Genomic DNA, 24,636 nt, shown 5'->3' with positions numbered 1-24,636 from the left:
AGAAAATATGTATTGGCCGTCACAATGGCTAGATTTTTGCTTGTTTAAATGCGTGGAATGCGACTGCGCTCTCGCGCAAATTATTTTCGCCGTCTACACATAAAGTGACTGGTGCACGCCCCTGGGCGTTCCGCTATACCCGTCAGACTTGAAGCCGTATCGGTGTTATCGCCGCTTTGATACAGCGCCAATTATTTGGGGTCTAAAAACAGTGCTGAGGAAAACAACAATGTCATCTAAATTGATTAAAAGTCCGCTCGCTGCTCTGCTTATCGGTTGTTTAGGTTCTGCTTTTTATGCTCAGGCCGATATCGTTATCGGCGTCGCCGGGCCGTTCTCTGGGCCGAATGCGACCTATGGCGATCAGTACTGGCGTGGTGCTTCGCAAGCGGCAGCGGATATTAACGCCGCCGGCGGGATTAAAGGGGAAAAAATCAAACTGGTTCAGGGGGATGATGCCTGCGAACCCAAACAGGCGGTCGCCGTTGCCAACCGCTTGGTGGATCAGGACAAGGTCGCTGCGGTAGTGGGCCACTTCTGCTCATCCTCCACCATGCCCGCCTCCGAGGTGTATGACGAGGCCGGCATTATCGCCATCACGCCCGGGTCCACCAACCCGCAAATTACCGAACGCGGCATGGCCAACATGTTCCGCATGTGCGGGCGTGACGATCAGCAAGGGGTGATCGCCACCAACTACATGCTGAACACCCTGAAGGCCAAACGCATTGCGGTCATCCACGACAAAGACACCTACGGCCAGGGGCTGGCGGATGCCGCCAGGGCGGAGATGAATAAGCGCGGCGTGAAGGAAGTGCTGTATGAGGGGTTGTCGCGCGGCGAAAAAGACTTCAACGCGCTGGTGACCAAGATTGCGTCGGTCAAACCTGACGTGGTCTATTTTGGCGGTTGCCACCCAGAGGCAGGGCCATTGGTGCGCCAGATGCGTGAACAGGGGGTGACCGCCAAGTTCTTCTCCGGTGACTGCATCGTGACTGAAGAACTGGTGACCGCTGCCGGCGGGCCGCAGTACACCAACGGTGTGCTGATGACCTTCGGTAACGATCCGCGTCTGATCCCGGAAGGCAAAACGGTGATCGCCAAGTTCCGCGCCAGCGGTTTTGAACCTGAAGGTTACACCCTCTACTCCTACGCTTCTATTCAGGCGATCGCTGCGGCGTTCAACGCGACCGGGGGCAAAGACAGCGCCAAGGCCAGTGAATGGCTGAAGTCGCATGATGTGGATACCGTGATGGGTAAAAAGGCCTGGGACAAGAAGGGCGACCTGAAGGTATCGGATTACGTGGTCTATCAGTGGGATGATAAAGGCAAATATCACCAACTTTAAAATCCTCTGCGTCTTTCAAGCCACAGCGTTGTTGGCTGCATACGTTCACCCCAGTCACTTAGTGGACCTAAGTTTCTGGGGACTCACGTACTTGTCGCCTAACTGTAACTTGAAATCCATTGAGGATTAACGCATAAGCGGATCCGCGGATCCGCGCCGATACTTCCCTTGGGCCGCGTCTGCATGTGCTTGCGGTCCCACCAGGCGAGACTGCTCATTATGGATGTTTTCTTTCTGCAACAGTTGATCAACGGCCTGACGCTCGGCGCAGTTTACGGCCTGATCGCCATCGGCTACACCATGGTTTACGGCATTATCGGCATGATTAACTTCGCCCACGGCGAGGTCTATATGATCTCCGCCTATCTGTGTGCCATCGGGCTGGCACTGTTGTCATTCTTTGGTCTGCAATCCTTCCCATTACTGATCCTCGGCACGCTGGTGTTTACCATTGTGATCACCGGGGTATATGGCTGGGTGATCGAGCGTATCGCCTACAAACCTTTGCGCAACTCTACGCGTCTGGCGCCGTTGATCTCCGCTATCGGTATGTCGCTGATCCTGCAAAACTACGCGCAAATCAGCCAAGGGCCACGCCAGCAGGGGATTCCGACATTGCTGGATGGCGTATTCCGCCTCAACTTTGACGGCGGGGTGATCCAAATCACCTACACCAAGGTGTTTATCCTGGTCGCCTCACTGTTGGGCATGGCCATCCTCACGTACATCATTCAGCACACCCGCCTGGGGCGTATTTGCCGTGCGACCCAGCAGGATCGCAAGATGGCGTCCATTTTGGGTATCAATACCGATCGGGTCATCTCCCTGGTGTTCGTGATTGGCGCTGCGATGGCCGGTTTGGCCGGGGTGCTGATTACCATGAACTACGGCACCTTTGACTTCTACGTCGGCTTTATCATCGGTATTAAAGCCTTTACCGCCGCAGTGTTGGGAGGTATCGGTTCGCTGCCCGGCGCCATGCTGGGGGGCTTGCTGCTGGGCGTCGCGGAGGCGCAATTTGCCGGCATGGTGAACTCAGATTACAAAGACGTATTTTCCTTCGGCCTGCTGGTGGTGATCCTGATTTTCCGCCCTCAGGGCCTGCTCGGACGCCCCATGGTTGCTAAGGTTTGAGGGATAAATTATGTCGCAATCTAGGGTTCACCAAGGGCTGAACGTTAAACGCAGCCTGCTGGATGCCGTATTGGCCGGGCTGATCGCCCTGATCGTGTTCGGGCCGATCGTCGGTATTGTTCTGAACGGTTACAGCTTCAACTTTGAGCCACGCCGGCTGGTGTGGATTATCGCGGCGGTGATGGCTGGGCGGCTGTTGCTCAGCCTGTTTTTGCAAACCGCGCCGGGGCGCAAGCTATTAACGCGCTTTGACGGCGGTAATGACGGTGTCTATGTCCGGCCGATTGGGGCCAAAACTAGCCTGCGTTGGATCATCCCGTTAATGGCGGTGATCGCGCTGTTGTTCCCGTTTGTGGCCACTAAATATCTGCTGACGGTAGCGATACTGGGACTGATTTACGTGTTGCTTGGGCTGGGGTTGAACATCGTTGTTGGCCTGGCTGGGCTGCTTGATCTGGGCTATGTGGCATTCTACGCCATTGGCGCCTATGGATTGGCGCTGGGCTACCAGTATCTCGGGTTGGGGTTCTGGGCGATGTTGCCGCTGGGGGCATTGATGGCGGCGTTGGCCGGTGCGCTGCTGGGGTTCCCGGTATTGCGCATGCACGGCGACTACCTGGCGATCGTCACGCTGGGATTCGGGGAAATTATCCGCCTGGTGCTGAATAACTGGATGTCGTTGACCGGTGGGCCAAACGGTGTCTCGGTACCGGCTCCAACGATTTTTGGTCTGGAGTTTGGGCGGCGGGCGAAGGACGGCGGCGTGCCGATCCACGAATTCCTCGGCATTGCCTATAACCCTAATCTGAAGTTTATTTTTATCTATGCCGTGCTGTTCCTTGTGGTGCTGTTGGTGCTGTACATCAAGCACCGGCTCACGCGCATGCCGATCGGTCGCGCCTGGGAGGCATTGCGCGAGGATGAAATTGCCTGTCGATCGCTCGGGCTCAACCACGTATTGGTGAAGCTGTCGGCCTTTATGATGGGGGCGTCCACCGCCGGGCTGGCCGGGGTATTTTTCGCCACCTATCAGGGCTTCGTTAACCCAACTTCATTCACCTTCTTTGAATCGGCGTTGATTCTGGCAATCGTGGTGCTGGGGGGCATGGGATCGACGATCGGTGTGGTGCTGGCCGCGTTCGTGCTCACGGTGGCGCCGGAGCTGTTGCGGAGCTTCGCCGAATACCGGGTACTACTGTTTGGCGTGCTGATGGTGGCGATGATGATCTGGCGGCCGCGTGGGTTGGTGCGTATCAGCCGTACCAGCTTTGCACCGCGCAAGGGGGTGGAGCCATGAGCGATCCTATCTTGCAGGTTGAGCATCTGATGATGCATTTCGGCGGCATAAAGGCGCTGAACGACGTGAATCTGGCGGTGGAGCGCGGTTCGATTACCGCATTGATCGGCCCTAACGGCGCGGGTAAAACCACGGTGTTCAACTGCCTGACCGGTTTTTACCGCGCGACCGGCGGGGCGATTCTGCTTAATACGCACAAGCGGCCGACCGACGTGATCCAGGTGCTGGGGCAGAAATTCCATGCGGGTGATTGGATTAACCCGAAGCGGCTGGGCTCGCGTGTGTACTACAAAATGTTCGGCGGCACCCATTTGGTCAACCGCGCCGGGCTGGCACGCACCTTCCAAAACATCCGCTTGTTCCGCGAAATGTCGGTGGTCGAGAACCTGCTTGTCGCGCAGCACATGTTGAGCAACCGCAACCTGATCGCCGGTGTGCTCAATACGCCGGGTTACCGCCGGGCGGAAAGCCAGGCACTGGATCGTGCCTTTTATTGGCTGGAGGTGGTGGAGCTGGTGGACTGCGCCAACCGGCTGGCGGGCGAGATGTCCTACGGCCAGCAGCGGCGGCTGGAGATTGCCCGGGCAATGTGCACCACGCCGGAAATGATCTGCCTTGACGAGCCTGCCGCCGGGTTGAACCCGGTAGAGACGGCAACGCTGAGCCGCATTATCCGTTTTCTGCGTCAGCATCACGGCATCACGGTGCTGTTGATCGAACATGATATGGGCATGGTGATGGAGATCTCAGATCGGGTGATCGTGCTCGATCACGGCGATGTGATCGCCGAAGGTACGCCGAAAGAGATCCAGCATAACGATTCGGTGATCGCCGCTTACCTTGGTGCGGATGAAGAGGAGCTGGCGGGATGAGCAATGTGATGTTGGAGTTTCGCAACGTGGACGTGTTTTACGGCCCGATCCAGGCGTTGCAGCAGGTCTCGTTACAGGTGAACGAAGGGGAAACGGTGGCGCTTATTGGCGCCAACGGGGCGGGTAAGTCGACGTTGCTGATGTCGATCTTCGGCCAGCCACGTATCAGCGGCGGGCAGATCCTGTTCCGTGGCGAAGATATCAGCCAGCGCTCTACCCACTACGTTGCCAGCAGCGGTATTGCTCAGGCACCCGAGGGGCGACGAATTTTCCCGGACATGAGCGTGGAGGAAAACCTGCTGATGGGTACCATCACCATTGGCAATCGCTATGTGGACGAAGATTTGCTCCGTATGTTCGATCTGTTCCCCCGCCTGAAAGAGCGGCGTAACCAGCGGGCGATGACCATGTCCGGTGGCGAGCAGCAAATGCTGGCGATTGCCCGGGCTCTGATGAGCCGGCCAAAACTGCTGTTGCTGGACGAACCGAGCCTGGGGTTGGCACCGATCATCGTTAAACAGATTTTCAGCATTTTGCAGGAATTAACCCGCGGCGGCATGACCCTGTTTCTGGTGGAACAGAATGCCAACCATGCGCTGAAGCTGTCCGATCGCGGCTATGTGATGGTCAACGGGCAAATCCGCCTGACCGGCAGCGGCGCAGAGCTGTTAAACGACCCTGAGGTGAGGAAAGCCTACCTGGGCGGTGCTTAGAACTGGCGCTGGATCCAGCGCACGTTCAGCCGCACCAGTGCAATGATGCCACTGGACAGGATCCGCAGCCCGGTGGATAAATCGCGGCGGCGGATATCCAGCAGCAGCACGGTACGCACCTTATCGCTGTCGTTCCATACCTCGTGTTCGAAGGTATCGTCCCACAGCATAAATTCTCCTTCGTTCAGCCGGTATTCTTGCCCGTCCACTTTTAACACGGCGGCAGGCAGGCCATCGGCACCTTTAGGCATCGATAACACCAGATAGCCACGCAGAATGCCCCGGAACGGGCCACGGTGTGCCGGCACCTGTTTGCCGGGCGCCAGGAAGGACAGCGAAGCGGAAAGAACGTCGGGGGATGAGGCAATCAGACCCGCCAGCGTTGGGCAGCGTGCAAGATTACGCGTAATCGGCTGGCCATAGGCTTTCATGATAAACATCCGCCAGTCGCGTGCATCGTTGTCGGAGATCGACGCCTGTTCGATCATAATCTCGTGAAATCGCGGGATATTACGCAGATCTTCCGCCACGGTCAGCGCCTCTTCACGGATCTGTGGCCACTGGTCGGTAAAGCGTTGTGCATCAGGAAACAGGCGTGTGCTGTCGAGCACGGGAGCGCCCTTGATGCGGCGATCGTAAATACGGCGTAATGACAACACGGACCAATCATAGATAGCTGACATAGTGACCTCAATAGAGTAACCAGATTTCTCGCCGTCTCTTGATATTATTATTGTTTAATATGCGCCTGCCGGACGATTAATTCTTCGGTATAACACGTTTGTCCGCTAAAGGCTTGCCGACCAATAGGCCATAAGTGGCAAAAAGCAGTTGAAAAAAACACCCCAATAAAAGTGTGACGCGTATCGCATTTACCCCACCAATTGGTTAAAATATCGCTACTTCCCGCACCTGCCCGGATCCCGTTTAACATGGAACACACTCAGGTCTCTCGCTCAACCGCCTGGTTGCGCGTGGTCATTCTTGCCGTGTCGGCCTTTATCTTCAATACCACCGAGTTTATTCCGGTAGGGTTACTGAGCGATATCGCCCAAAGCTTTTCGATGCAGACCGAGCAGGTGGGGTTGATCATCACGATTTATGCCTGGATTGTTGCTGCCTTCTCACTGGTGTGCATGCTGCTGACCAGCAAGATTGAACGGCGCAAGCTGTTGATCGGCGTGTTCATTCTGTTTATCGCCAGCCATGTGTTGACCGCCGTTGCATGGAACTTCACCACGCTGGTGATCTCCCGTGCCGGTGTCGCCTTGGCCCACGCCGTATTCTGGTCGATCACCGCTTCACTGGCGATCCGCGTCGCACCCGCAGGCAAGAAAGCACAGGCGCTGAGCTTGCTGGCGGGCGGTACCGCACTGGCGATGGTACTTGGCCTGCCATTGGGGCGTATCGTTGGCCAGATCTTGGGCTGGCGTATGACTTTTATCGGTATCGCCGTTTGTGCCACCCTGGCGTTGGTGCTGTTGTGGCGTCTGTTGCCGGTGCTGAAGAGCGAACATTCTGGCTCACTGGCCAGCGTCCCCATGTTGTTTAAGCGCCCGGCGCTGGTCAGCCTGTATATGTTGACCATTATTGTGGTGACGGCGAATTTCACCGCTTACAGCTATATCGAACCCTTTATTCAGACCGTGGCTGGGCTGTCAGAAAACTTCACGACGCTGATGCTGCTACTGTTCGGTGCCGCCGGTATCATCGGCAGCCTGCTGTTTAGCCGCTTTAGCGAACGTTTCCCGTCGGGCTTTTTCATCGGTGCCATCGCGTTGCTGATGTTAAGTCTGCTGTTGCTGTTACCGGCCTCCGGCAATGAAAACCATCTGACGCTGCTGTTTGCCGTGTGGGGTATGGCAATAATGGCGATTGGCCTGTCGATGCAGGCCAAGGTATTGAACCTGGCACCGGATGCCACTGACGTAGCAATGTCGATCTACTCCGGGCTGTACAACTTCGGTATCGGCGGCGGCGCGCTGCTGGGTAACCAGGTCAGCCTGCATCTGGGTATGGGCAATATTGGTTTTGTCGCAGCCCCGCTGGCGTTGATTGCCCTGGGCTGGTGTCTGCTAAACTTCTATCGCAGTGAGCGGTTCCAACACCATCACATCCGTTAATGGCCTTCTTGCTGATAGTGGCCCTGTGACGCTTTATCGCATTGCTGGCGCTTATCGTTGCCAGCATGCAGATTGTGATGGTGCTCATTGGGGTATTCGGTCCCCAAACACGCAGCAGCGATCTGGAAAATATCTGACGGGCTTAACCGGCGTTGTGCACTGAGACAAGGCCGGTATCTTCAGTAAAAAAACTGGCGATCATGCGAAAATAATTCCGTTATCACGGCTTTCTCTCCTGCCTTAATCTTGACCCGGAAAATGTACTCATACCACGACTGGGAGACGATCTATGAGCCCGCCGACCACGCAAGATGGCACCCGAATTTCCTTTCTTAATACCCCCTTTATCCGCGGCTTAATACTCGCGGCAATTTGTGCCGCCTACATTCAGGGCGGTTTGGTCAAAGTGCTGGATTTTAACGGGGCGATGGCGGAGATGGCCCATTTTGGCCTGCAGCCGGCGGCGTTGTTTGCCAGCCTGGTGATTGTGCTTGAATTGGGGGCCTCGGCACTGATCCTGACGGGGTTTTACCGCTGGCTGGGCGCGTTGGCGCTGGCCGGATTCACCTTGGCCGCCACGCTGATGGCCAATCGTTTTTGGGAAATGAGCCCGCCGGAGCGCTTTACCGGAATGAACGGATTTTTTGAACACATTGGGCTGGCGGGCGCATTGCTGCTGGTGGCACTTTACGACCTCAAGGAGCATAACGATGGCTGAACCGGTTGAGAGCAAAGCAGCACCCGGCGGTTTCGCGCCGCTGAAGATCCCGGTATTTGCGGTGCTATGGGGGGCCACGGTATTGGGCAACGTTGGCAGCTTTATGCGTGACGTCGCCAGTTCCTGGCTGGTGACGGATTTATCCTCTAATCCGTCGGCAGTAGCGTTGATGCAAACGGCTGCCACGCTGCCCGTGTTCCTGCTGGCGATCCCGGCTGGGGTGCTATCAGACATTCTCGACCGTCGTCGTTTCCTTATTTTTGTCCAGATTCTACTGGCCTGCGTCAGTGGCACCTTGTTACTGCTGTCGCAAAGTGGTGCGCTGACCGTTGAGTATTTGTTGGTGCTGACCTTTATCGGCGGTATTGGTGGGGCACTGATGGGGCCGACCTGGCAATCTATCGTGCCCGAGCTGGTGCCGCGTGCCGATCTCAGAAATGCGGTTGCACTGAACTCGCTCGGGATTAACATCGCCCGTGCCATTGGTCCGGCGGCGGGGGGCTTGTTGCTGGCGAGCTTTGGCGCTGGCGCGGCCTACGGCGCGGACGTGCTTAGCTATGTGTTTGTCGTCGCTGCCCTGTTGTGGTGGCGCAGACCCAAGGTCGAAGATAACGGCCTTTCCGAGCATTTCTTTGGCGCTTTCCGCGCCGGCATACGTTATGCGCGCGCCAGCCGTGAGCTGCATGTGGTGCTGTTACGGGCGGCGGTGTTCTTTGTGTTCTCCAGTTCGGTTTGGGCGCTGTTGCCATTAGTGGCGCGCCAGATGCTGGGTGGTACCGCCGGTTTCTACGGCATCCTGTTGGGTGCCGTGGGGGCCGGTGCGATAGGCGGTGCGGTGTTGTTGCCGCGGCTGCGCCAGCGGTTGAATGCCGATGGCTTGGTGCTGTTGGCGGCGGTGATTACTGCGGCGGTGATGGCACTGTTGTCATTGGCCCCACCGCAGTGGCTGGCGGTCTTGCTGCTGTTGGCGTTGGGCGCGGGCTGGATTATCGCGTTGACCTCACTGAATGGGGCCGCGCAGGGGGTATTGCCAAACTGGGTACGTGGGCGTGGGCTGGCGATTTATCTGATGGTGTTTAACGGTGCGATGGCTGCCGGTAGTTTGCTGTGGGGGTTAATTGCTCAAGAGATCGGCGTGGCCGCCACGCTGCTGACGGGCGGCATTGGGTTGTTGGTGATTTCAGTGGCATTTCACCGTATTCGTTTGCCGGAGGGCGAAGCCGATCTGCAACCGTCCAACCATTGGCCGGAACCCTTGCTCAACACGCCGGTAGAGAACGATCGCGGGCCAGTGATGATCCAGATAGAGTACCGCGTGCGGGTGGAAGATCGTCCACAGTTCCTGCGGACGCTACAGCAGCTTTCACGTGTGCGCCGTCGCGACGGTGCCTATGCCTGGGGCTTGACCGAGCATACCGCCGATCCTCTGTGTGTTATGGAGTGGTTTATGGTGGAGTCCTGGGCTGAGCACCTGCGTCAGCATCAGCGGGTTTCACATGCTGATGCTGATTTACAACAAGCGGCATTACAGTTCCATATCGGTCCGGAAAAACCGCAGGTCCATCATTTCTTGTCACTCGACTTGCGGCACCTGGCGCAGCAAACGGCGAAGTAATCAACGGCTGCGGCGGGGGCTATTTACTCCGCCGCACCGTCGTGGGCATGTAAGCGCCCCAGGAGCATAAAGATCAAGAGTGCCGTTGCGGCAGAGGCGATCGCCAGTATATACAGCAAGTGACGGAAGGCCTGATCGTAGATTTGCAGCGTTAATTGGCGCTGTCCAGGTAGCAGGGTGGCTGCGCTGTTCAAGTCGCCGAGGGCGGCGCGGTTAGCCGCCTCTATCATCTGTTGGGTGTCGGTAACGCCGGGGAGTGCAGCAAACAAGCCGCCCTGAATAAGTATGGCAAGCACCGCGCCGGTGATTGCAATGGCGATGCCGTCAGCCGAAACCCGCACTGCGTTGAAAATGCCGGTCGCCATACCTGCCCGTTCTTTTTCCACCACGCTGACGGCCATTGCGTCCATCAATCCCCAGGGCAGGCCAATACCGATACCAATCAACAGCATTGGTGCTATCAAGTCATGGCTGCCATTTGCCGCCAACGCATGGCCCAACCAGCCCAGCCCGGCAGCGGCCAGCAGCAGTCCAATCCCTGAAAGTACGCCGGAAGTAAAACGGTGTGCCAGTAGTGCGGCAAGGAAGGGCACGAACAGCAGGGGAGCCGCCAGCGCAATCATGTTTTTACCGGCTTCGAGGGCACTCTGCCCATCAATGCCAATAAAACGCCCGGGCAACAGGACGATCAACACCACAAAAAAGAAGGCCGGTGTGGTTGCCAGCACCTGAACCCCAATAAAGCGGGTACTGCGGAACAACGTCAGATCGAGCATCGGCCGTGCGACTCGCCGTTCAATCAACACAAAAGCGATAAAAATCCCCAGCGACAGCAACAGTGAACCGGCCACCGACAGGCTGCCCCAACCGTTTTCAGGGGCGAGCAGGATCGCGTAGGTGAACAAGGCCAAGGCAGCGGTAAAACTGACGGCACCGGGCCAGTCCAGCCCTGCCGCATTGGGATCGCGGGACTCTGTTGCACTGAATGCCACTAATACCAACCCCGCCACAGCAATCAGTGCCGTGGCGAAAAACACCCATTGCCAGCCTGCCGTCACCACTAACCAACCCGATGCTAACGGCCCGAAAGCCAGACCAATGCCGAATGTGGTGCCCAACAGGCTGAAGACCCGGGTGCGCACCGCGCCATGAAACGTCTGCGCCAGTGACGACATCGCCCCGGCAAAAGCCCCCGCGCCTGCCAGACCTTGCGCCAGCCGTAAAATATCGATTCCCACCACCGAAGGGGCTAGGGGGATCATCATCGTCAGAAGGCCGAATGCAGCCAACCCGAAGAGCCAGACGCGTTTACGGCCATAAATGTCGGTCAGGCTGCCGGCGGCCATCATTGCGCTGCCATAAGTGAGGATATAACCATTTACGACCCAGCTCAGCTGCACGGCGCTACCACCCAGTGAATGACTGATGGAGGGCAACACCACGGCGGGGCCGGTGAAGCTCAGGGGAATAAGGATACCTGTCAGGCAGGCGGCCAATAATTGTAGCCATGCCCGAATCTCAGTGTGCTCTGCGGTGGAGGTTATTTGCGTCATGGTGCTCATCTGCATGGAGTAGGAAAGCCCGCAAGCGGGAGTTGTGCAGTGTCAGGGGCCGTGTCACGGCGGTGACTGCGTTGCCATCAAGGTAATCTCTCCCACATCGAAGAAAAATAGGCTAAATTTCCATAGATATCGGACAAAAATGTCCTGAATAAGGAAGCGTATGTGATGGACAGTCTTAATGGCATTCAGGCGTTTGTGCAGGTCGCAGAAACGCGCAGTTTTTCCGATGCAGGGCGGCAGTTAGGCGTATCGTCATCCGCGGTGGGTAAGAGTGTGGCGCGTATGGAGCAACGGCTGGCGGTGCGTCTTTTCCACCGGAGTACACGTAGCGTGACGCTGACGGCAGAAGGCGCGCTGTTTCTTGAGCGTTGCCGCCGGATCCTGGCAGAGATGGCCGCAGCCGAACTCGAACTGGCCGACAGCCGTGGCACACCCAGCGGCAAGCTGCGTGTCAGTTTGCCGCTGGTCAGTGGGCTGATGATGCCGGTGCTGACCGATTTTATGCACCAGTACCCGGACATTGCGCTGGATGTCGACTTTTCCGATCGCATGGTGGATATCGTTGAAGAAGGATTTGACGCGGTAGTACGTACCGGTGAGCCGACGGATTCGCGGTTGGTGTCGCGGCGGCTTGGCGGCTTTCAGTTAGTGCTTGTGGCGTCGCCAGCGTATTTAAAACAACGCGGTCAGCCGGAGAAGCCGGCAGATTTGCTCAATCATGCCTGCTTGCAGCACAAGTTCCCTACTACAGGGCGGCTTGAGCCCTGGCCACTGCGGGATCTTGCCTTGTCTGAGCTGCCGGCGACCATGATCTGCAATACCTCAGAAGCGTTGCTGCCGGTGGTGCAAGCCGGGTTGGGCATCGCTTGCCTGCCGGATTTTATGGTGAAGGTGGCGTTGCAACGTGGTGAACTGCAAAAGGTGTTGGAAGGTTTCGTTGAGCATCAGGGATCTTTCCGGGTCATCTGGCCCTCCAGCAAATACCTGGCCCCCAAACTGCGCGTTTTTATCGATTTTCTTAGTGAACGGTTATTCCCGGTAAAAAAGGAATAAAAAGCCCGCCTAAGTGACCTTAAGCGGGCGACGTTACTGCGGTGTGAGCTTAGGCGAGGTCGAAACGATCGAGGTTCATCACCTTATTCCAGGCGGCAACAAAGTCCCGAACAAAACTCGCTTGGGCATCTGCGCTGCCATAGACTTCCGCCAGTGCTCTCAGTTGAGAGTGCGAACCGAAGATCAGGTCTGCGCGGGTTGCCGTCCACTTGAGCGCTCCCGTTTTGCTGTCGCGGCCTTCGAATACGCCTTCCTCGCCCACCGGTTTCCAGGTGGTGTTCATATCGAGCAGGTTGACGAAGAAATCGTTAGTCAGCGCCTGTGGCCGTTGGGTGAATACGCCATGCTGGCTTTGGCTCACGTTGGCATTCAAGACCCGCAGGCCGCCCAGCAGTACCGACATCTCCGGTGCCGTTAGCGTCAGCAGCTGCGCTTTATCGACCAGTAATGCTTCGGCCGGCACGTTGAATTGACGCTGCAGATAGTTACGGAACCCATCTGCGACGGGTTCCATCGCTTCAAAGGAGTCGACATCGGTCTGTTCCTGCGTGGCATCCATACGGCCCGGCGTGAAGGGCACGCTGACAGGATGGCCGGCGTTGATCGCCGCCTGTTCCACGCCTGCCACACCGGCCAGTACGATCAGATCCGCCAGAGAAACACGTTTATTGTCCGACTGTGCGTGATTAAACGCCTGCTGGATCCCTTCCAGCTTGGCCAGCGTTTGCGCCAGTTGAGCGGGTTGGTTGATGGCCCAGTCTTTCTGCGGTGCCAGACGAATGCGTGCACCGTTGGCTCCGCCGCGCTTGTCGGAACCGCGGAAAGTGGACGCTGAAGCCCAGGCGGTGGATACCAGCACGGAGATCGGCAAACCGGAAGCCAGAATCTGGGTTTTGAGCGCGGCGATATCCTGATCGTTGATCAACGGATGATCGACTTCGGGGATGGGATCTTGCCAAATCAGCTCTTCTGCCGGCACTTCTGGACCGAGATAACGCGCACGCGGCCCCATGTCGCGGTGGGTCAATTTATACCAGGCGCGAGCGAACGCATCGGCCAGCTGCTCCGGGTGTTCATAGAAGCGGCGTGAGATCTTCTCGTACGCGGGATCGAAGCGCAGCGAGAGGTCGGTCGTCAGCATGGTCGGGCGCTGTTTTTTGGCGGGATCAAACGCATCGGGAATGGTGTCCCCGACGTCTTTGGCTACCCATTGATGGGCGCCAGCCGGGCTTTGCGTCAGCTCCCATTCGTATTCAAACAGGTGTCTAAAGAAGTCGTGGTTCCACTGGGTAGGGGTGGTTGTCCAGGTCACTTCCAAACCGCTGGTGATCGCGTCTTTCCCCTTGCCGGTGCCGAAGCTGCTCTGCCAGCCGAGCCCTTGCAGCTCTAAGCCCGCAGATTCTGGATCGTCGCCGACATGTGATGCCGGGCCTGCGCCATGGGTCTTGCCGAAGGTGTGACCACCGGCGATCAATGCCACGGTTTCTTCGTCGTTCATCGCCATACGGGCGAAGGTTTCGCGGATATCGTGGGCGGCGGCAACGGGATCAGGGTTGCCGTCCGGTCCTTCTGGGTTGACGTAGATCAGACCCATCTGCACGGCTGCCAGCGGGTTTTCAAGGTCGCGATCGCCTGAATAACGGCTGTTAGCGCCGCCGCTCAGTTCCAGCCAGATTTTTTCCGATCCCCAATAAACGTCATCCGGTTCCCAGGTGTCAGCGCGTCCCCCCGCATAGCCAAAGGTTTTAAAGCCCATGGATTCGAGAGCCACATTACCCGTCAGGATGATCAGATCAGCCCAGGAGATTTTGCGTCCGTATTTCTGTTTGATGGGCCACAGTAAGCGACGGGCTTTGTCGAGACTGACGTTGTCAGGCCAGCTGTTGAGTGGTGCGAAGCGTTGCTGACCTTCACCTGCGCCGCCCCGGCCGTCACCGATACGGTAAGTCCCGGCGCTGTGCCAAGCCATACGGATGAACAGGCCGCCATAGTGGCCAAAGTCTGCCGGCCACCAGTCTTGCGAATCGGTCATAAGGGCATGCAAATCTTGTTTGACGGCGGCCAAATCCAGGCTGTTGAAGGCGTTGGCGTAATCGAAGTCAGGGTCCATCGGATCGGAAAGGGGGGAATGCTGGTGCAGTGGCTTTAGGCTAAGTTGGTTTGGCCACCAGTCCTGATTGGAAGGGCCGCGGCGTGGTGCATTCAGTTTACCGCCGCCGGAAAACGGGCATTTACTTTCAGTTGTCATGGTGCGCTCTCTGCTTCTGTAGGTTCGCTCGTCAGGCCCTGTCTGTCCTATACCTGAGGAGCGGTTAACGTGACATCGCGGGCCAATGCACGCGTCGGGTGTTGTGCTAAATAACATAACCTCATTGAATACATTGGGTTTTCATCTTCTGAGCCGGTAAAGAGCGAAGAAACACTCATGGATAAGCTTAGTCAGCGGCTGCGGATAGATAAAATAGGTATAGTTGAATGTTGTGATAGTCCCTGACTATTCATTACCCGAGCATTGATAGCCATGAATGCGTTTGAAACAGGACGCTGACCCTAAGCTGTTGTTCTTCACTTACCAGTGATAGCTTATGCCCACCTCGAGTTTGTCAGACACATCGACGTCGGCGCCGTTTTTACTCATGTTATTGAACTCATAATTGATAAATGCCTGCATGTTCTTATTAAAGAGCCAACTGAAACCGATTTCTTCGTAATTCAATACACTCTCGTGTTTTCCCGAGGAGTTTTGTATAAGGCGCGTATAGCCAACGTTGGGCTGGAACTTGTCCGTCAGCCGGTATTTAGCGAGGATTTCATAGCTGGAAGATGAGCCACAATTATCGGATGTTTGTGGTTTTATGGCGCTATCGCTTTGTGTAAACACGGCAGCGAGATAGGTTCTTTTTTTTGCATATTTCACCCCTTCTGCCAGAGTATTTATTTTTCTTCCGTAATCGGCATTATTATTCTGCTGCTGAGTAGATAAGGATGATGATGCTGCAAAAATAGTGGTGATCGCCGGCGTCAGTGCGTAACTGAAAGAGGCGGCGATACCATTACCATTCTGCTTACTTATTGTCTGTTCATCACTATTGCTTTTGAATTGATACTGGAGTGCGATAGCGGCGTTACGCTGTAAAATTTTTAATTTTTTACGGTAAGTCAGTAGGTTGAGTGCTCGGCCACGCATAAAATTATCTATATAGTTGTAAGACATTTCTCTGAATAATGGTGAACGGTCAGTAAGGGAGGTTACGTCATATAAGGCGCCCCAATTCCTACCTATATTTATACTGCCCAATGCTGGGTTTTCCATACCTAAGTAGGCGAGTCTGGTGCTGTTCCTGCTGGCGTCGGCAAAACTGACGGTATATTCCCAGTGCGCATAGGCTCTCCAGTGCTGGCCGAGATTTCTTTTTCCTAACAGACCAAAGTAGATATAACTACGGTCACCATCGTTGCGAACATTACTGCTGGAATAACGTCTGGCAATAATGGTGCCGTAAAAATCCAACCGCTCCTGACCATTGTCTTTGAGTGTAATCGCAAAGGTGTTTGAGCAAAAAAATATCGATAGTGCACAAAGGCACTCGGCTAACTGGCGGGGATAAATGCGTACTAACATCAGCGGAAAAATCCTTTATCTTCAGAAGTTGAAGTGAGGAAATTGAGTGAATAGCATTTTTTGCTATCGTAAGTGAACGCTCAATTCCCCTCTTATTTTTTTGCTCAACATATTGCTTCTGAAAGTAAAAGTATTTTAGGGTGGGGTGATATTTTATTATTGTATTTTATCAAGCATTTTGTATATGAGTGAAGTAACTCAAGATGCCGTTGGTAATCGCTGTGGCGATTTTATGTCTGAATACCGCCGTTCCAAGCAGTTTTTCCTCTTGAGGATTGGTAATGAACGAGGTTTCAACGAGCACAGAGGGAATATAGGGCGATTTCAATACCACAAATGCCGCCTGTTCCGTGTTTTTGGAATGCAGATGATGCATTGGCGCAATGTGTTTAATGATGTGAGAACCCAGGAGAAGGCTTTCTTTTACTGTTTCCGTCTGTTCCAAATCGAAAAGTATTTCTTGTAAATAATGATCTTTTTTAATGACCGCAGGGCTGGCGAGATCGTCGGCCGCATTTTCACTGTTCGATAAGTACTTTGCCATCGCACTGCTGGCGCCTTTATTAGATAGCGCGAAAACGGAAGCACCGCAGGCGGAAGGGCAGGTGAAACCATCCGCATGGATTGACATAAAAAGATCGGCATTGTGTTGATGGGCAATTTTTACGCGGTCATAAAGCGGAATAAAAACATCGTCGGTACGTGTTAGGTGAGCATTAATTCCATGCTGAATGAGCAAGGCACGAACGTTTTTTGCAATATCCAACACCACATGCTTTTCCTGAGAACCCGCGTGTCCAATGGCGCCTGAATCAATACCTCCATGACCCGGATCAAGCACGACCAGATATTTCTTGTGTGGTTTTTTAGCGTCTGGAGCCATCGGTACTTTCCTTGCATGCTGCAGGCCCTGTGCATGAGCTTGCGAAATCTTGATATTTGATGCCAAGACCGCCAGACCGGCCAAAATAACCGTGCGTCTGGATGCTGTGATTTGTAATGATTTTTTCTTATTCATTGGGCCACCGTAGAGGATATACGTTGATATAACGTTATAACATAACAATTTTAGCGGCTCGACTTATCGACTGTTAGCACCCGTTAATTTCTATTTCATTTCATGAATTTCTCTAGTCTTATAATCCGTATTTTTCTGTTTAATTAGTGTTATTGTCTGTAGTTTTTATGTTTTTAAATTGTTAATTTCAAATTTGAAACATTATGCAATCAATTATTTCAAATGATAATTTTTATCATTTGAAAATGTTATGTTATAACGTATAAATCAAGAGTGATCCTCAGTAAGGAACAACGATTGTCTTTGGCATAAATGCAGTTTCTCTTCCAGGGGAGGTAAAATGAATATAAAACCCTATAAAAAAGACAAATTGAATGTTGTGGCTGTGCTTGCCGTATCCCTGAGCACCGTCATCGCTATGCTCGATAGCACTATCGCAAATGTGGCGCTCCCTATCATCGCGAAAGATTTTGCCGTGTCGGAAGCGGCTTCAATATTGATCATCAATGCATATCAATTTGCGGTTATTGCTTCTCTACTGCCATTTGCCGCATTGGGGAGAACTATTGGTAATAAAAACATCTTCATGGCCGGCGTAATTCTATTTGCATGCTCTTCTATGGGATGCGCGTTGTCAGAAACGCTAGATACGTTGACGCTATTCAGAGTTGTGCAAGGCTTTGGCGCAGCGGCTATTCTCAGCGTCAATGCGGCACTGATTAAGGAGATTTATCCGGACAAATTATTGGGCCGGGGGCTGGGGATAAACGTCATGGTAGTTTCCGTATCCGCAGCGGCAGGGCCATCGATCGCCTCAACAATATTGTCTCTGGCCAATTGGAACTGGTTATTCACTATTAATGTTCCTATTGCTTGCCTTTCACTGTTGCTGAGTGTTATCTCCTTAACCCCTAAGCCCCAGCGCAATGTAAATTTTGATACAGGAGGCGCTCTTTTAGTTTTTGCGCTGTTTATTTTTTTCTCGTCATTTACGTTGAGCATGACGAAGAGTTCTTTCTTGTCGGCAGCAGCTAGTTTTGTAGTTTTCGTTGCATTGGCAGTACTGCTTTACCTGAATCAACGGCGGAAACAAGCTGCGGCGATGATTCCAGTGACGATATTTCGTAACGCTACGCTGACGCTGTCACTATTGATGTCGATGTTTTCTTACAGCACACAGTTGCTGGCCTACGTGTCGCTGCCTTTTTATTTTCATAGCATATTGCAAAGAAACGTAGTGGAAATCGGTTTACTGCTGACAGCATGGCCATTAGCGACTATGGTGACATCCTTGATTTCTGGCGATCTTATCAAAAAATATGATCCCAATATTATTGCAGTAGCAGGACTATTTTTCTTGCTTATGGGCATGGTGTTGATGGTTTATCTGCCAGATACTCCTTCAAATACGGCGATCGTTTGGCGTGTAGCGATTTGCGGCATCGGTTTCGGGTTGTTTCAGTCACCCAATAATTTCTTGATCATGACGGCGGTATCACACGAAAACAGCGGTATTGCCAGTGGATTATTGGGCAGTTCGCGGTTAGTGGGGCAAATCGTCGGTTCCGCCATGGTAGCAATATTCTTTAATTTTTATGGCTGTCAGGCAACGAGCATAAGTTTGGTTTCGGGCGCTGTTTTTTCATTTCTTTCCCTAATGGTTAGCTATATGCGTTTTAAATCAACACGCTCTTAATCATGCATAAATAAGTTAGAGGTTTCAATGAAATTGGCAAATTTGGCTCCTTTTATCCTCGGATTGGTGATGATGTCGCTTTGCGGTTGTACCACATACAACCCAGTAGCATTACAGCAAAAGGCTATTGGACAAGAGGGGAGTTATTACCATCTTCAGCCACAGGTCTATATTGGTGACCACCTGAAGTATGGATTAAAGGATGGCAGTGGTGGCGAGATGAACGTGGCGAAAATTGAACCCAATGCCATTATTGCCGATACGGGGGAAATAATACCTTTTACACAGATTTCTTTCCTTGAACGGCAGGATATTTCTAAAGGCAAGACGGCTGCGCTGGTTGGCGGTGGCGCTGTCGCCACAACCGCAATTGTTATTGTGGCCGGATTAACCATTCTGGCAGCGGGCATCACTGCTTCGGTAGCCTAATGACGCTGAAGAGGCTAAAACAAAAAAATTCTATCAATGAGACAATGCGAGGGGAATGATGATCAGTAAAATAAAACTATTTGCTACCATCTTGTTGGCGGCATTTTCATTACCGACGACTAGCAGCGCCAACGGAGATATTACGACAAAAATTGCCGGAAAAGACACTGAAGTACTGCACCCGGTTTCTGGTAAATATAACCGTATTGTTATCACCGGCAATTGTCCATTTGGTGTGATATTGGCTAATGATTCAGCCTATAAACATGTCATCGGCGTTGGCCCTTGGGCTTTTACGCATTCCGACATGAATGTACTGAAAGATATGAAACCGGATATCGGCAGGATCACCACAGACTTTATCAATAATGACTATACGGTCAATATGGAATCGTTGATGAGCCTTAAACCGGATATTATTTATTACTATGGTAAAAGTCAGGATGATCACTTGGAGCGGGCAGGGGTGCCCGTCATTAATCTCGACGCTGGCGGGAAAACCAAGTATGAACCGATGGTAACCCAGGTTTATTGGGAGAATAAGTTTGCGGAAACGCTTGGATTACCCCATACGCATAAATTCAAAAGCGCTTGGGAAAACATGTTGACGATGATCCAACCTTATGCTGCGGATATCAGGCAGCAACATGTCAAAGCATTGTATCTTGAAGAAAGCGATGGCAAACAGCTCAAGGTGAGTGGCCCTCACACCTATGGCGATACCTACCTGAAAATGGCAGGAATGGAGAATGTTGCTGGTAGTTTACAGGTCAGCGGTGATGCTGGGCGTTACATAAATGTCTCGATGGAGCAGATAATGCAATGGGATCCTGACGTGATTTTTGTTGTCTTCGGCAGTGCCAACGCTCTGTTGGAAGGTAAAATCCCAGGTCAGGACTGGAAAGAACTCCGAGCAGTAAAAAACGGCAAGGTTTACTCAACGCCGGTAGGGATACATAACTGGGGGGGACTCTCTGCAGAAACATCGCTGTTGCCATTATTTATGATCAGTAAATACAATCCAGAATATATTAGTGCTGAAAAGCTGAAGGATATAACACGAGATTATTATGAAAAGATGTTCTCTTATGCCATACCGGAACGTTTATTGAATGAGGTTTTGGCTCAGAGATAATTCGCGTAAATTATTTTATGGTGAAAAATATAATAATTAAACCTCTCTATGGAAGTAATGGTTATGCCTGATAGAAAAAAATATGCCGCCATAATGGCTGGGCTATCTGTGGTTTTATGCCTTGTTGCCGTCGCCTCATTATTTGTCGGTAGATACTCTTTGTCGGTTGACGAAATAATGCAGGTTTTATTACATGCGAAATTGTCTGCAAAGGATGAAGCCAACTACTCCGTTATTTTTAGTTTGCGTATGCCAAGAGTCATCGCGGTGATGATGGTCGGTGGGGGATTATCGGTTGCTGGTGCCACTTTTCAAGCCGTGTTGAAAAATTCACTGGCTAGCCCGGATGTGCTGGGAACCTCCTCGGCCTCTGCTTTTGGCGCAGCTCTTGGCATACTGTTTAGTTTTCCTTTTGCGTTGAGTTCGTTATGTTCATTATTTTTTGGCATATTGAGTCTAGTGCTTGTGTTTGGTATCTGCCATTTAAAAAAACGGCAGGATGAACTTACCACTATTCTGTCAGGAATTATCATCGCTTCGGTATTCGTGTCTTTTATATCAATAATTAAGTATGTGGCCGATCCACAGGATACATTGCCGGCCATCGTTTTTTGGCTGATGGGCAGTTTTGCGTCAGTGCTTAAAGAGCAAGTTTACTGGCTTATTCCACTGTATGCGATCAGTTATTTTGCAATCTATACGTTAAGGTGGAAAATGAATATTATCTCGTTGGGGGATGATGAAGCAAAAATCGCGGGTCTTAATCCGCAGCGGATAAAAGTAGCATTACTTTTTTTATCCGCAGTATTGGTCTCTGCTTCAGTCACTATTGCTGGTGTTGTCGGTTGGGTTGGGCTGGTTATCCCTCATCTGATTCGAAGCGTGCTCGGTTGTAACCACGGTAGGCTGATTCCTGCTTCGGCGCTTGGTGGGGCATTATTTCTGTTGATTATTGATAATATTGCCAGGAGCGCCACTTATGCGGAGATCCCTATCGGAATTTTGACCGCGCTCATTGGGGCTCCGTTATTTGCACTGCTTTTCATTATGAGTCGTAGATATGATAACAGTTGAACAATTGTCCTTTGGTTTTAAAGGATCAAGAAAAGTTATAAACAATATTAGCTTCCATCTTGAAAAAGGAGACATCCTTTGTGTGATGGGGCCAAATGGCGCAGGGAAAACGACACTGTTGAAAAGTCTATCGGGTATCTATCAACCGGTATCCGGTGCCTGCGTGATTGAGGATATTGATAACAGAAAAGCACGGCTCGCTTACGTTCCTCAGGCGAAGAAATTACATTTCTCTTACAGCGTTCTCGATTTTGTTTCTTTTGGTTGCTCACAGCGAAAAGGTTTTTTTTCGAAACCAGGTAAAGAGGATTTCGATAGGTCCTCAGAAATTTTGAATAGGCTTGATGTTGGTAGGCTCAGAGGGAAATGTATTAATCAGATCAGCGGCGGTGAGTTGCAAATGTGCTATTTTGCTAAAGCGTTAGTTGCGGAACCTGATGTGATTGTTCTTGATGAGCCAGAATCTAATTTGGATTTTCAAAACCAAGCGAAAGTTATTGATATGCTGTGGGAGTTATCAAGAGAGAGAAAGGTTACTGTAATTTTTAACACGCATTTTATCAACTACGCGGAGAGTATTTCTGATAAATGCTTATTAATGGATAAAGAACACTATATATTTGGTGAAAAAAATGCTCTTCTTCAAGAGGAGTATCTGGAAGAATATTTCCAGGTGCCCGTAAGAAAATATCGTTATGAGGGCGAAGGAGGGCCTGATGAAGCGTTTGTCATCAGACCACATAAGTTGAACTGACATGTGATATCAAGGTCGAAAAGTTTTATTAAGGGATATCCCTCATTGCGGTTCGGGTTTCTCTTAATTAAGCTGAAACAGCAGCACAAATCGTAACCCAAATAAGGAGATAATCATGACTGATTTACCCTCTGCGGATCGTAATCCTACCCCTGATATCGCGGAAGAAAATGCTTTCTTCCCATCACCTTACTCACTGTCGCAGTACACGTCGTCAAAAACTGATTTTGACGGTGCCAGCTACCCCAACGCGTATCGGGGGGGAAAATGGAAGGTATTGATGATCGCCTCGCAGGAGCGTTATTTGATGATGCAAAACGGCAAATTCTTTTCTACCGGCAACCATCCGGTCGAAATGTTGTTGCCGATGTACCACATGGATCTTGCCGGTTTTGAGATAGATATCGCCACGCCGTCGGGCGATCCGGTCAAACTGGAAATGTGGGCCTTCCCTGGTGAAGATGAAGCGGTCAAAGCCACATATGAAAAATACCGTAGCCAGCTCAAGCAACCAAAAAAACTCTCTGATGTGGTGAAGGACTTGGACGCCGGCAATTATATTGCCGTCTTTATTCCGGGTGGTCACGGGGTGCTTAATGATATCCCCTTCAGTGAAGACGTTAAGAAAACCCTGTTCTGGGCGCACGACAATGATCGTTACGTTATTTCGCTTTGCCACGGCCCGGCCGGTTTACTGGCTGCTGGGCTTGGTGAGGGCAAAGACGATTTCTTGTACCGTGGGTACGAAATGTGCGTGTTTCCTGATGCGCTCGATACCGGCGCTAATATTGATATCGGCTATATCCCAGGCCCGATGCCTTGGCTGGTGGGCGAGCGGTTGCGTGAATTGGGCGTTTCAATCCTTAATACCAATATCACCGGTAAGGTGCATAAAGATCGGCGGTTGTTGACCGGTGACAGCCCACTGGCTTCCAACAATCTCGGCAAGCTGGCTGCACAGACGCTGTTGGCCGATGTCGCTGGGCGATGAGCGTGGACATTGCTCAAGAGGCCTTTCTCACTGCACTGGCTATTGAGCGTGCGGACACCCTCTCTGTTATTCAGGAGAGGGTTCGCGCCTTCGCAGCTCCGCAGGGTTTTGACCGCTTCGTGCTATTTTCTACTGCCGTCAGGGAAGATGAGGGGGTTGATCGCATCTACTGGGTCGAAGGCAATTGGTTCGGCGACGGCGAAGTGGTGGATGCTGTAACCTATCTTCGGCACTGTCCGGTAACCCGGCATATGCTGCAGGCAACAGAGCCTTTTTTCTGGAGCAAGGTGCAGACGGAAAAGGGGAGTTGCTATCAGATTGTTCGCATGCCTCGCGGCCCAGGCGTTCATGGGGTACAGGTCCCGATATTCGGCCCGTCCGGGTTGGAAGGTGCGGTCAGTTTCGGCGGTGAGTGCATTGAAAGCTCTCCGCCAATTCGGTTGGCGATGCTAATCGTGGGCACGGCGGCTTTTGTCTCTGCGCGCAGGTTACTTGAGTTGCCAGCAGAGGCCACGCTTGGCAAGTTGTCGGCGCGTGAGCGTGAAGTGTTGGCATGGACGGCTGCCGGGCGGCGCCAGGCCGACATCGCTGCCACGTTGGGGCTGTCGGAGCGAACGGTGGAAAACCACCTGCGCCGAATACGCCGGCGGCTCGGCGCAACCACGACCGCTCAGGCGATCGGCGTAGCGATCCGCAACGGTGAGATTGAAATGTGATGCCAGACCAAAAAAACCAGTTGGGTTTATCCCGGTGGATTTTTCTGAGCATTAAATACGCGTTTATACTTGTAAGGCGTAAGTGTATTAAGGATTGCAGGTTTTGACTGGCAGACATCTGGAGGGTAAAGACGCAACTGCCGGAGTGATGCTGTTGAGAGGTGATGTATGCACATTTACAAGCATGCGTTGTTGTTGATCCAAAATGAGACGGACGGTCAGCTCATGTTGGCGCATGCCGAACGTCTTGCGAAAGAAATGGGCACCTGTATCACGTTAGGGCATATCAGCGAAGATTATAGAGAGTTGGATTACACCAGCGATGCCTTAACCAAGGATCGTCAATCACATGAAGTGATTGAAGCTAAGGCGATGCTTAGCCGTCTGGCAGGGTCTGCCACTTTTGACGTCAAGGTAAAGTCGATCGTCAGTATCCATAGATTCAAAGACGTTCAGGCAGTGATCGACAGTGAAGGGATAGATCTGGTTATGCTGGGTCATGAAAACCGCTTTTTGGGTGTTTATACCTCCTTTTCTTTCGAATTCATCAACCGTTTAACCATTGATGTGCTGATTGTTCATGTTCCCCCCGAGCCAATAATTTCATCGCCTTGAGGGCGCGGGTGAGCAGGTGGGTCTTATCTGGATGTGGGGATAAGCGGCAGACAGAGTCACGCCGCGCCAGGCTTTTGCCAACGAGTTTCAGATAGGCTTCAAATAATGTCTGCTTTTGGCGATGATTGCCCCTGAAAGTATCGAGTCTGGC

At 52.4% G+C, this 24,636-nt stretch carries 22 protein-coding genes; 17 read left to right on the top strand and 5 right to left on the bottom strand.

Features of this window, described 5'->3' with window-relative positions; genetic code table 11:
* The first annotated feature begins 229 nt into the window (after nucleotides 1–229).
* The 5 genes from JOE25_RS13700 to JOE25_RS13680 all read left to right on the top strand — a co-directional run bounded on the left by JOE25_RS13700 (nucleotide 230) and on the right by JOE25_RS13680 (nucleotide 5,364).
* A complete protein-coding gene (locus JOE25_RS13700) occupies nucleotides 230–1,348 on the top strand; it encodes a branched-chain amino acid ABC transporter substrate-binding protein (RefSeq protein ID WP_209635985.1) in 1,119 nt (372 codons plus the stop codon).
* A gap of 219 nt (nucleotides 1,349–1,567) precedes the next feature.
* Nucleotides 1,568–2,482 carry a branched-chain amino acid ABC transporter permease gene (locus JOE25_RS13695; RefSeq protein WP_044552474.1) on the top strand — a complete coding sequence of 305 codons (915 nt, stop codon included), beginning with the start codon at nucleotides 1,568–1,570 and terminating at the stop codon, nucleotides 2,480–2,482.
* 10 nt (nucleotides 2,483–2,492) lie between these two features.
* Nucleotides 2,493–3,779 (top strand): high-affinity branched-chain amino acid ABC transporter permease LivM, encoded by a 1,287-nt coding sequence (gene livM, locus JOE25_RS13690; RefSeq protein WP_209635982.1) that lies wholly within the window; start codon nucleotides 2,493–2,495, stop codon nucleotides 3,777–3,779.
* Entirely contained in the window at nucleotides 3,776–4,651 is an 876-nt protein-coding gene (locus JOE25_RS13685) for an ATP-binding cassette domain-containing protein (protein ID WP_209635980.1), read from the top strand. Before livM ends, JOE25_RS13685 begins: the two co-directional genes overlap by 4 nt.
* Nucleotides 4,648–5,364, top strand: a complete 717-nt coding sequence (locus JOE25_RS13680; RefSeq protein WP_209635978.1) for an ABC transporter ATP-binding protein — start codon at nucleotides 4,648–4,650, stop codon at nucleotides 5,362–5,364. Before JOE25_RS13685 ends, JOE25_RS13680 begins: the two co-directional genes overlap by 4 nt.
* Here JOE25_RS13680 and JOE25_RS13675 read toward each other — a convergent pair.
* A complete protein-coding gene (locus tag JOE25_RS13675) occupies nucleotides 5,361–6,047 on the bottom strand; it encodes an aspartyl/asparaginyl beta-hydroxylase domain-containing protein (protein WP_209635976.1) in 687 nt (228 codons plus the stop codon). The two genes, JOE25_RS13680 and JOE25_RS13675, sit on opposite strands and share 4 nt — an antisense overlap.
* Nucleotides 6,048–6,296: 249 nt before the next feature.
* Here JOE25_RS13675 and JOE25_RS13670 point away from each other — a divergent pair, with 249 nt between their 5' ends.
* The 3 genes from JOE25_RS13670 (at nucleotide 6,297) to JOE25_RS13660 (ending at nucleotide 9,820) form a co-directional block, all read left to right on the top strand.
* Complete coding sequence (locus JOE25_RS13670; RefSeq protein WP_209635974.1) at nucleotides 6,297–7,487, top strand: sugar transporter; 1,191 nt, start codon at nucleotides 6,297–6,299, stop codon at nucleotides 7,485–7,487.
* A 289-nt stretch (nucleotides 7,488–7,776) separates the two neighbouring features.
* Nucleotides 7,777–8,205, top strand: a complete 429-nt coding sequence (locus tag JOE25_RS13665; protein WP_209635972.1) for a DoxX family protein — start codon at nucleotides 7,777–7,779, stop codon at nucleotides 8,203–8,205.
* Nucleotides 8,198–9,820 carry an MFS transporter gene (locus JOE25_RS13660; protein ID WP_209635970.1) on the top strand — a complete coding sequence of 541 codons (1,623 nt, stop codon included), beginning with the start codon at nucleotides 8,198–8,200 and terminating at the stop codon, nucleotides 9,818–9,820. The genes JOE25_RS13665 and JOE25_RS13660 overlap by 8 nt, the downstream gene beginning before the upstream one ends.
* A gap of 23 nt (nucleotides 9,821–9,843) precedes the next feature.
* On the opposite strand, the gene JOE25_RS13655 is transcribed toward JOE25_RS13660, so the two are convergent.
* A complete protein-coding gene (locus JOE25_RS13655; RefSeq protein ID WP_209635969.1) occupies nucleotides 9,844–11,373 on the bottom strand; it encodes an MFS transporter in 1,530 nt (509 codons plus the stop codon).
* A 174-nt stretch (nucleotides 11,374–11,547) separates the two neighbouring features.
* Between JOE25_RS13655 and JOE25_RS13650 the strand changes: the two genes are divergently transcribed.
* The gene (locus tag JOE25_RS13650) at nucleotides 11,548–12,435 is read left to right on the top strand and encodes a LysR family transcriptional regulator (RefSeq protein ID WP_209635966.1); all 888 of its coding nucleotides are present in this window, start codon (nucleotides 11,548–11,550) and stop codon (nucleotides 12,433–12,435) included.
* Between the two features lie 49 nt (nucleotides 12,436–12,484).
* Here the strand turns inward: JOE25_RS13650 and katG are convergent, their stop codons facing one another.
* From katG to amiA, 3 genes are all read right to left on the bottom strand, one after another.
* Entirely contained in the window at nucleotides 12,485–14,683 is a 2,199-nt protein-coding gene (gene katG, locus JOE25_RS13645) for a catalase/peroxidase HPI (RefSeq protein WP_209635964.1), read from the bottom strand.
* Nucleotides 14,684–15,004: 321 nt separating this feature from the next.
* Nucleotides 15,005–16,057 (bottom strand): porin, encoded by a 1,053-nt coding sequence (locus JOE25_RS13640; RefSeq protein ID WP_209635962.1) that lies wholly within the window; start codon nucleotides 16,055–16,057, stop codon nucleotides 15,005–15,007.
* Between the two features lie 169 nt (nucleotides 16,058–16,226).
* A complete protein-coding gene (gene amiA / locus JOE25_RS13635; RefSeq protein ID WP_209635960.1) occupies nucleotides 16,227–17,075 on the bottom strand; it encodes an N-acetylmuramoyl-L-alanine amidase AmiA in 849 nt (282 codons plus the stop codon).
* 340 nt (nucleotides 17,076–17,415) lie between these two features.
* Between amiA and JOE25_RS13630 the strand changes: the two genes are divergently transcribed.
* The 8 genes from JOE25_RS13630 (at nucleotide 17,416) to JOE25_RS13595 (ending at nucleotide 24,485) form a co-directional block, all read left to right on the top strand.
* On the top strand, nucleotides 17,416–18,771 hold the full coding sequence (locus JOE25_RS13630; protein WP_209635958.1) for an MFS transporter: 1,356 nt from the start codon (nucleotides 17,416–17,418) through the stop codon (nucleotides 18,769–18,771).
* Nucleotides 18,772–18,798: 27 nt separating this feature from the next.
* A complete protein-coding gene (locus JOE25_RS13625) occupies nucleotides 18,799–19,200 on the top strand; it encodes a hypothetical protein (protein ID WP_245209872.1) in 402 nt (133 codons plus the stop codon).
* Nucleotides 19,201–19,255: 55 nt separating this feature from the next.
* Nucleotides 19,256–20,335: an ABC transporter substrate-binding protein gene (locus JOE25_RS13620; protein ID WP_245209871.1), complete on the top strand. Its 1,080-nt coding sequence runs from the start codon at nucleotides 19,256–19,258 to the stop codon at nucleotides 20,333–20,335.
* 63 nt (nucleotides 20,336–20,398) lie between these two features.
* On the top strand, nucleotides 20,399–21,409 hold the full coding sequence (locus JOE25_RS13615; RefSeq protein WP_209635955.1) for an iron ABC transporter permease: 1,011 nt from the start codon (nucleotides 20,399–20,401) through the stop codon (nucleotides 21,407–21,409).
* The gene (locus tag JOE25_RS13610; protein WP_209635953.1) at nucleotides 21,396–22,163 is read left to right on the top strand and encodes an ABC transporter ATP-binding protein; all 768 of its coding nucleotides are present in this window, start codon (nucleotides 21,396–21,398) and stop codon (nucleotides 22,161–22,163) included. Before JOE25_RS13615 ends, JOE25_RS13610 begins: the two co-directional genes overlap by 14 nt.
* Nucleotides 22,164–22,278: 115 nt before the next feature.
* Complete coding sequence (gene hchA, locus JOE25_RS13605) at nucleotides 22,279–23,154, top strand: glyoxalase III HchA (protein WP_209635952.1); 876 nt, start codon at nucleotides 22,279–22,281, stop codon at nucleotides 23,152–23,154.
* Nucleotides 23,151–23,870 (top strand): PA1136 family autoinducer-binding transcriptional regulator, encoded by a 720-nt coding sequence (locus tag JOE25_RS13600; RefSeq protein WP_209635951.1) that lies wholly within the window; start codon nucleotides 23,151–23,153, stop codon nucleotides 23,868–23,870. The genes hchA and JOE25_RS13600 overlap by 4 nt, the downstream gene beginning before the upstream one ends.
* Nucleotides 23,871–24,038: 168 nt before the next feature.
* Nucleotides 24,039–24,485, top strand: coding sequence for a universal stress protein (locus tag JOE25_RS13595; RefSeq protein ID WP_209635950.1), 447 nt, complete (start codon nucleotides 24,039–24,041; stop codon nucleotides 24,483–24,485).
* Nucleotides 24,486–24,636 lie beyond the last annotated feature (151 nt).

Source organism: Serratia sp. PL17, assembly GCF_017832355.1.
Classification (GTDB): Bacteria; Pseudomonadota; Gammaproteobacteria; order Enterobacterales; family Enterobacteriaceae; genus Serratia.
Note: the sequence above shows the minus strand (reverse complement) of the source record. Positions and strands in the feature narration are given on the sequence as shown.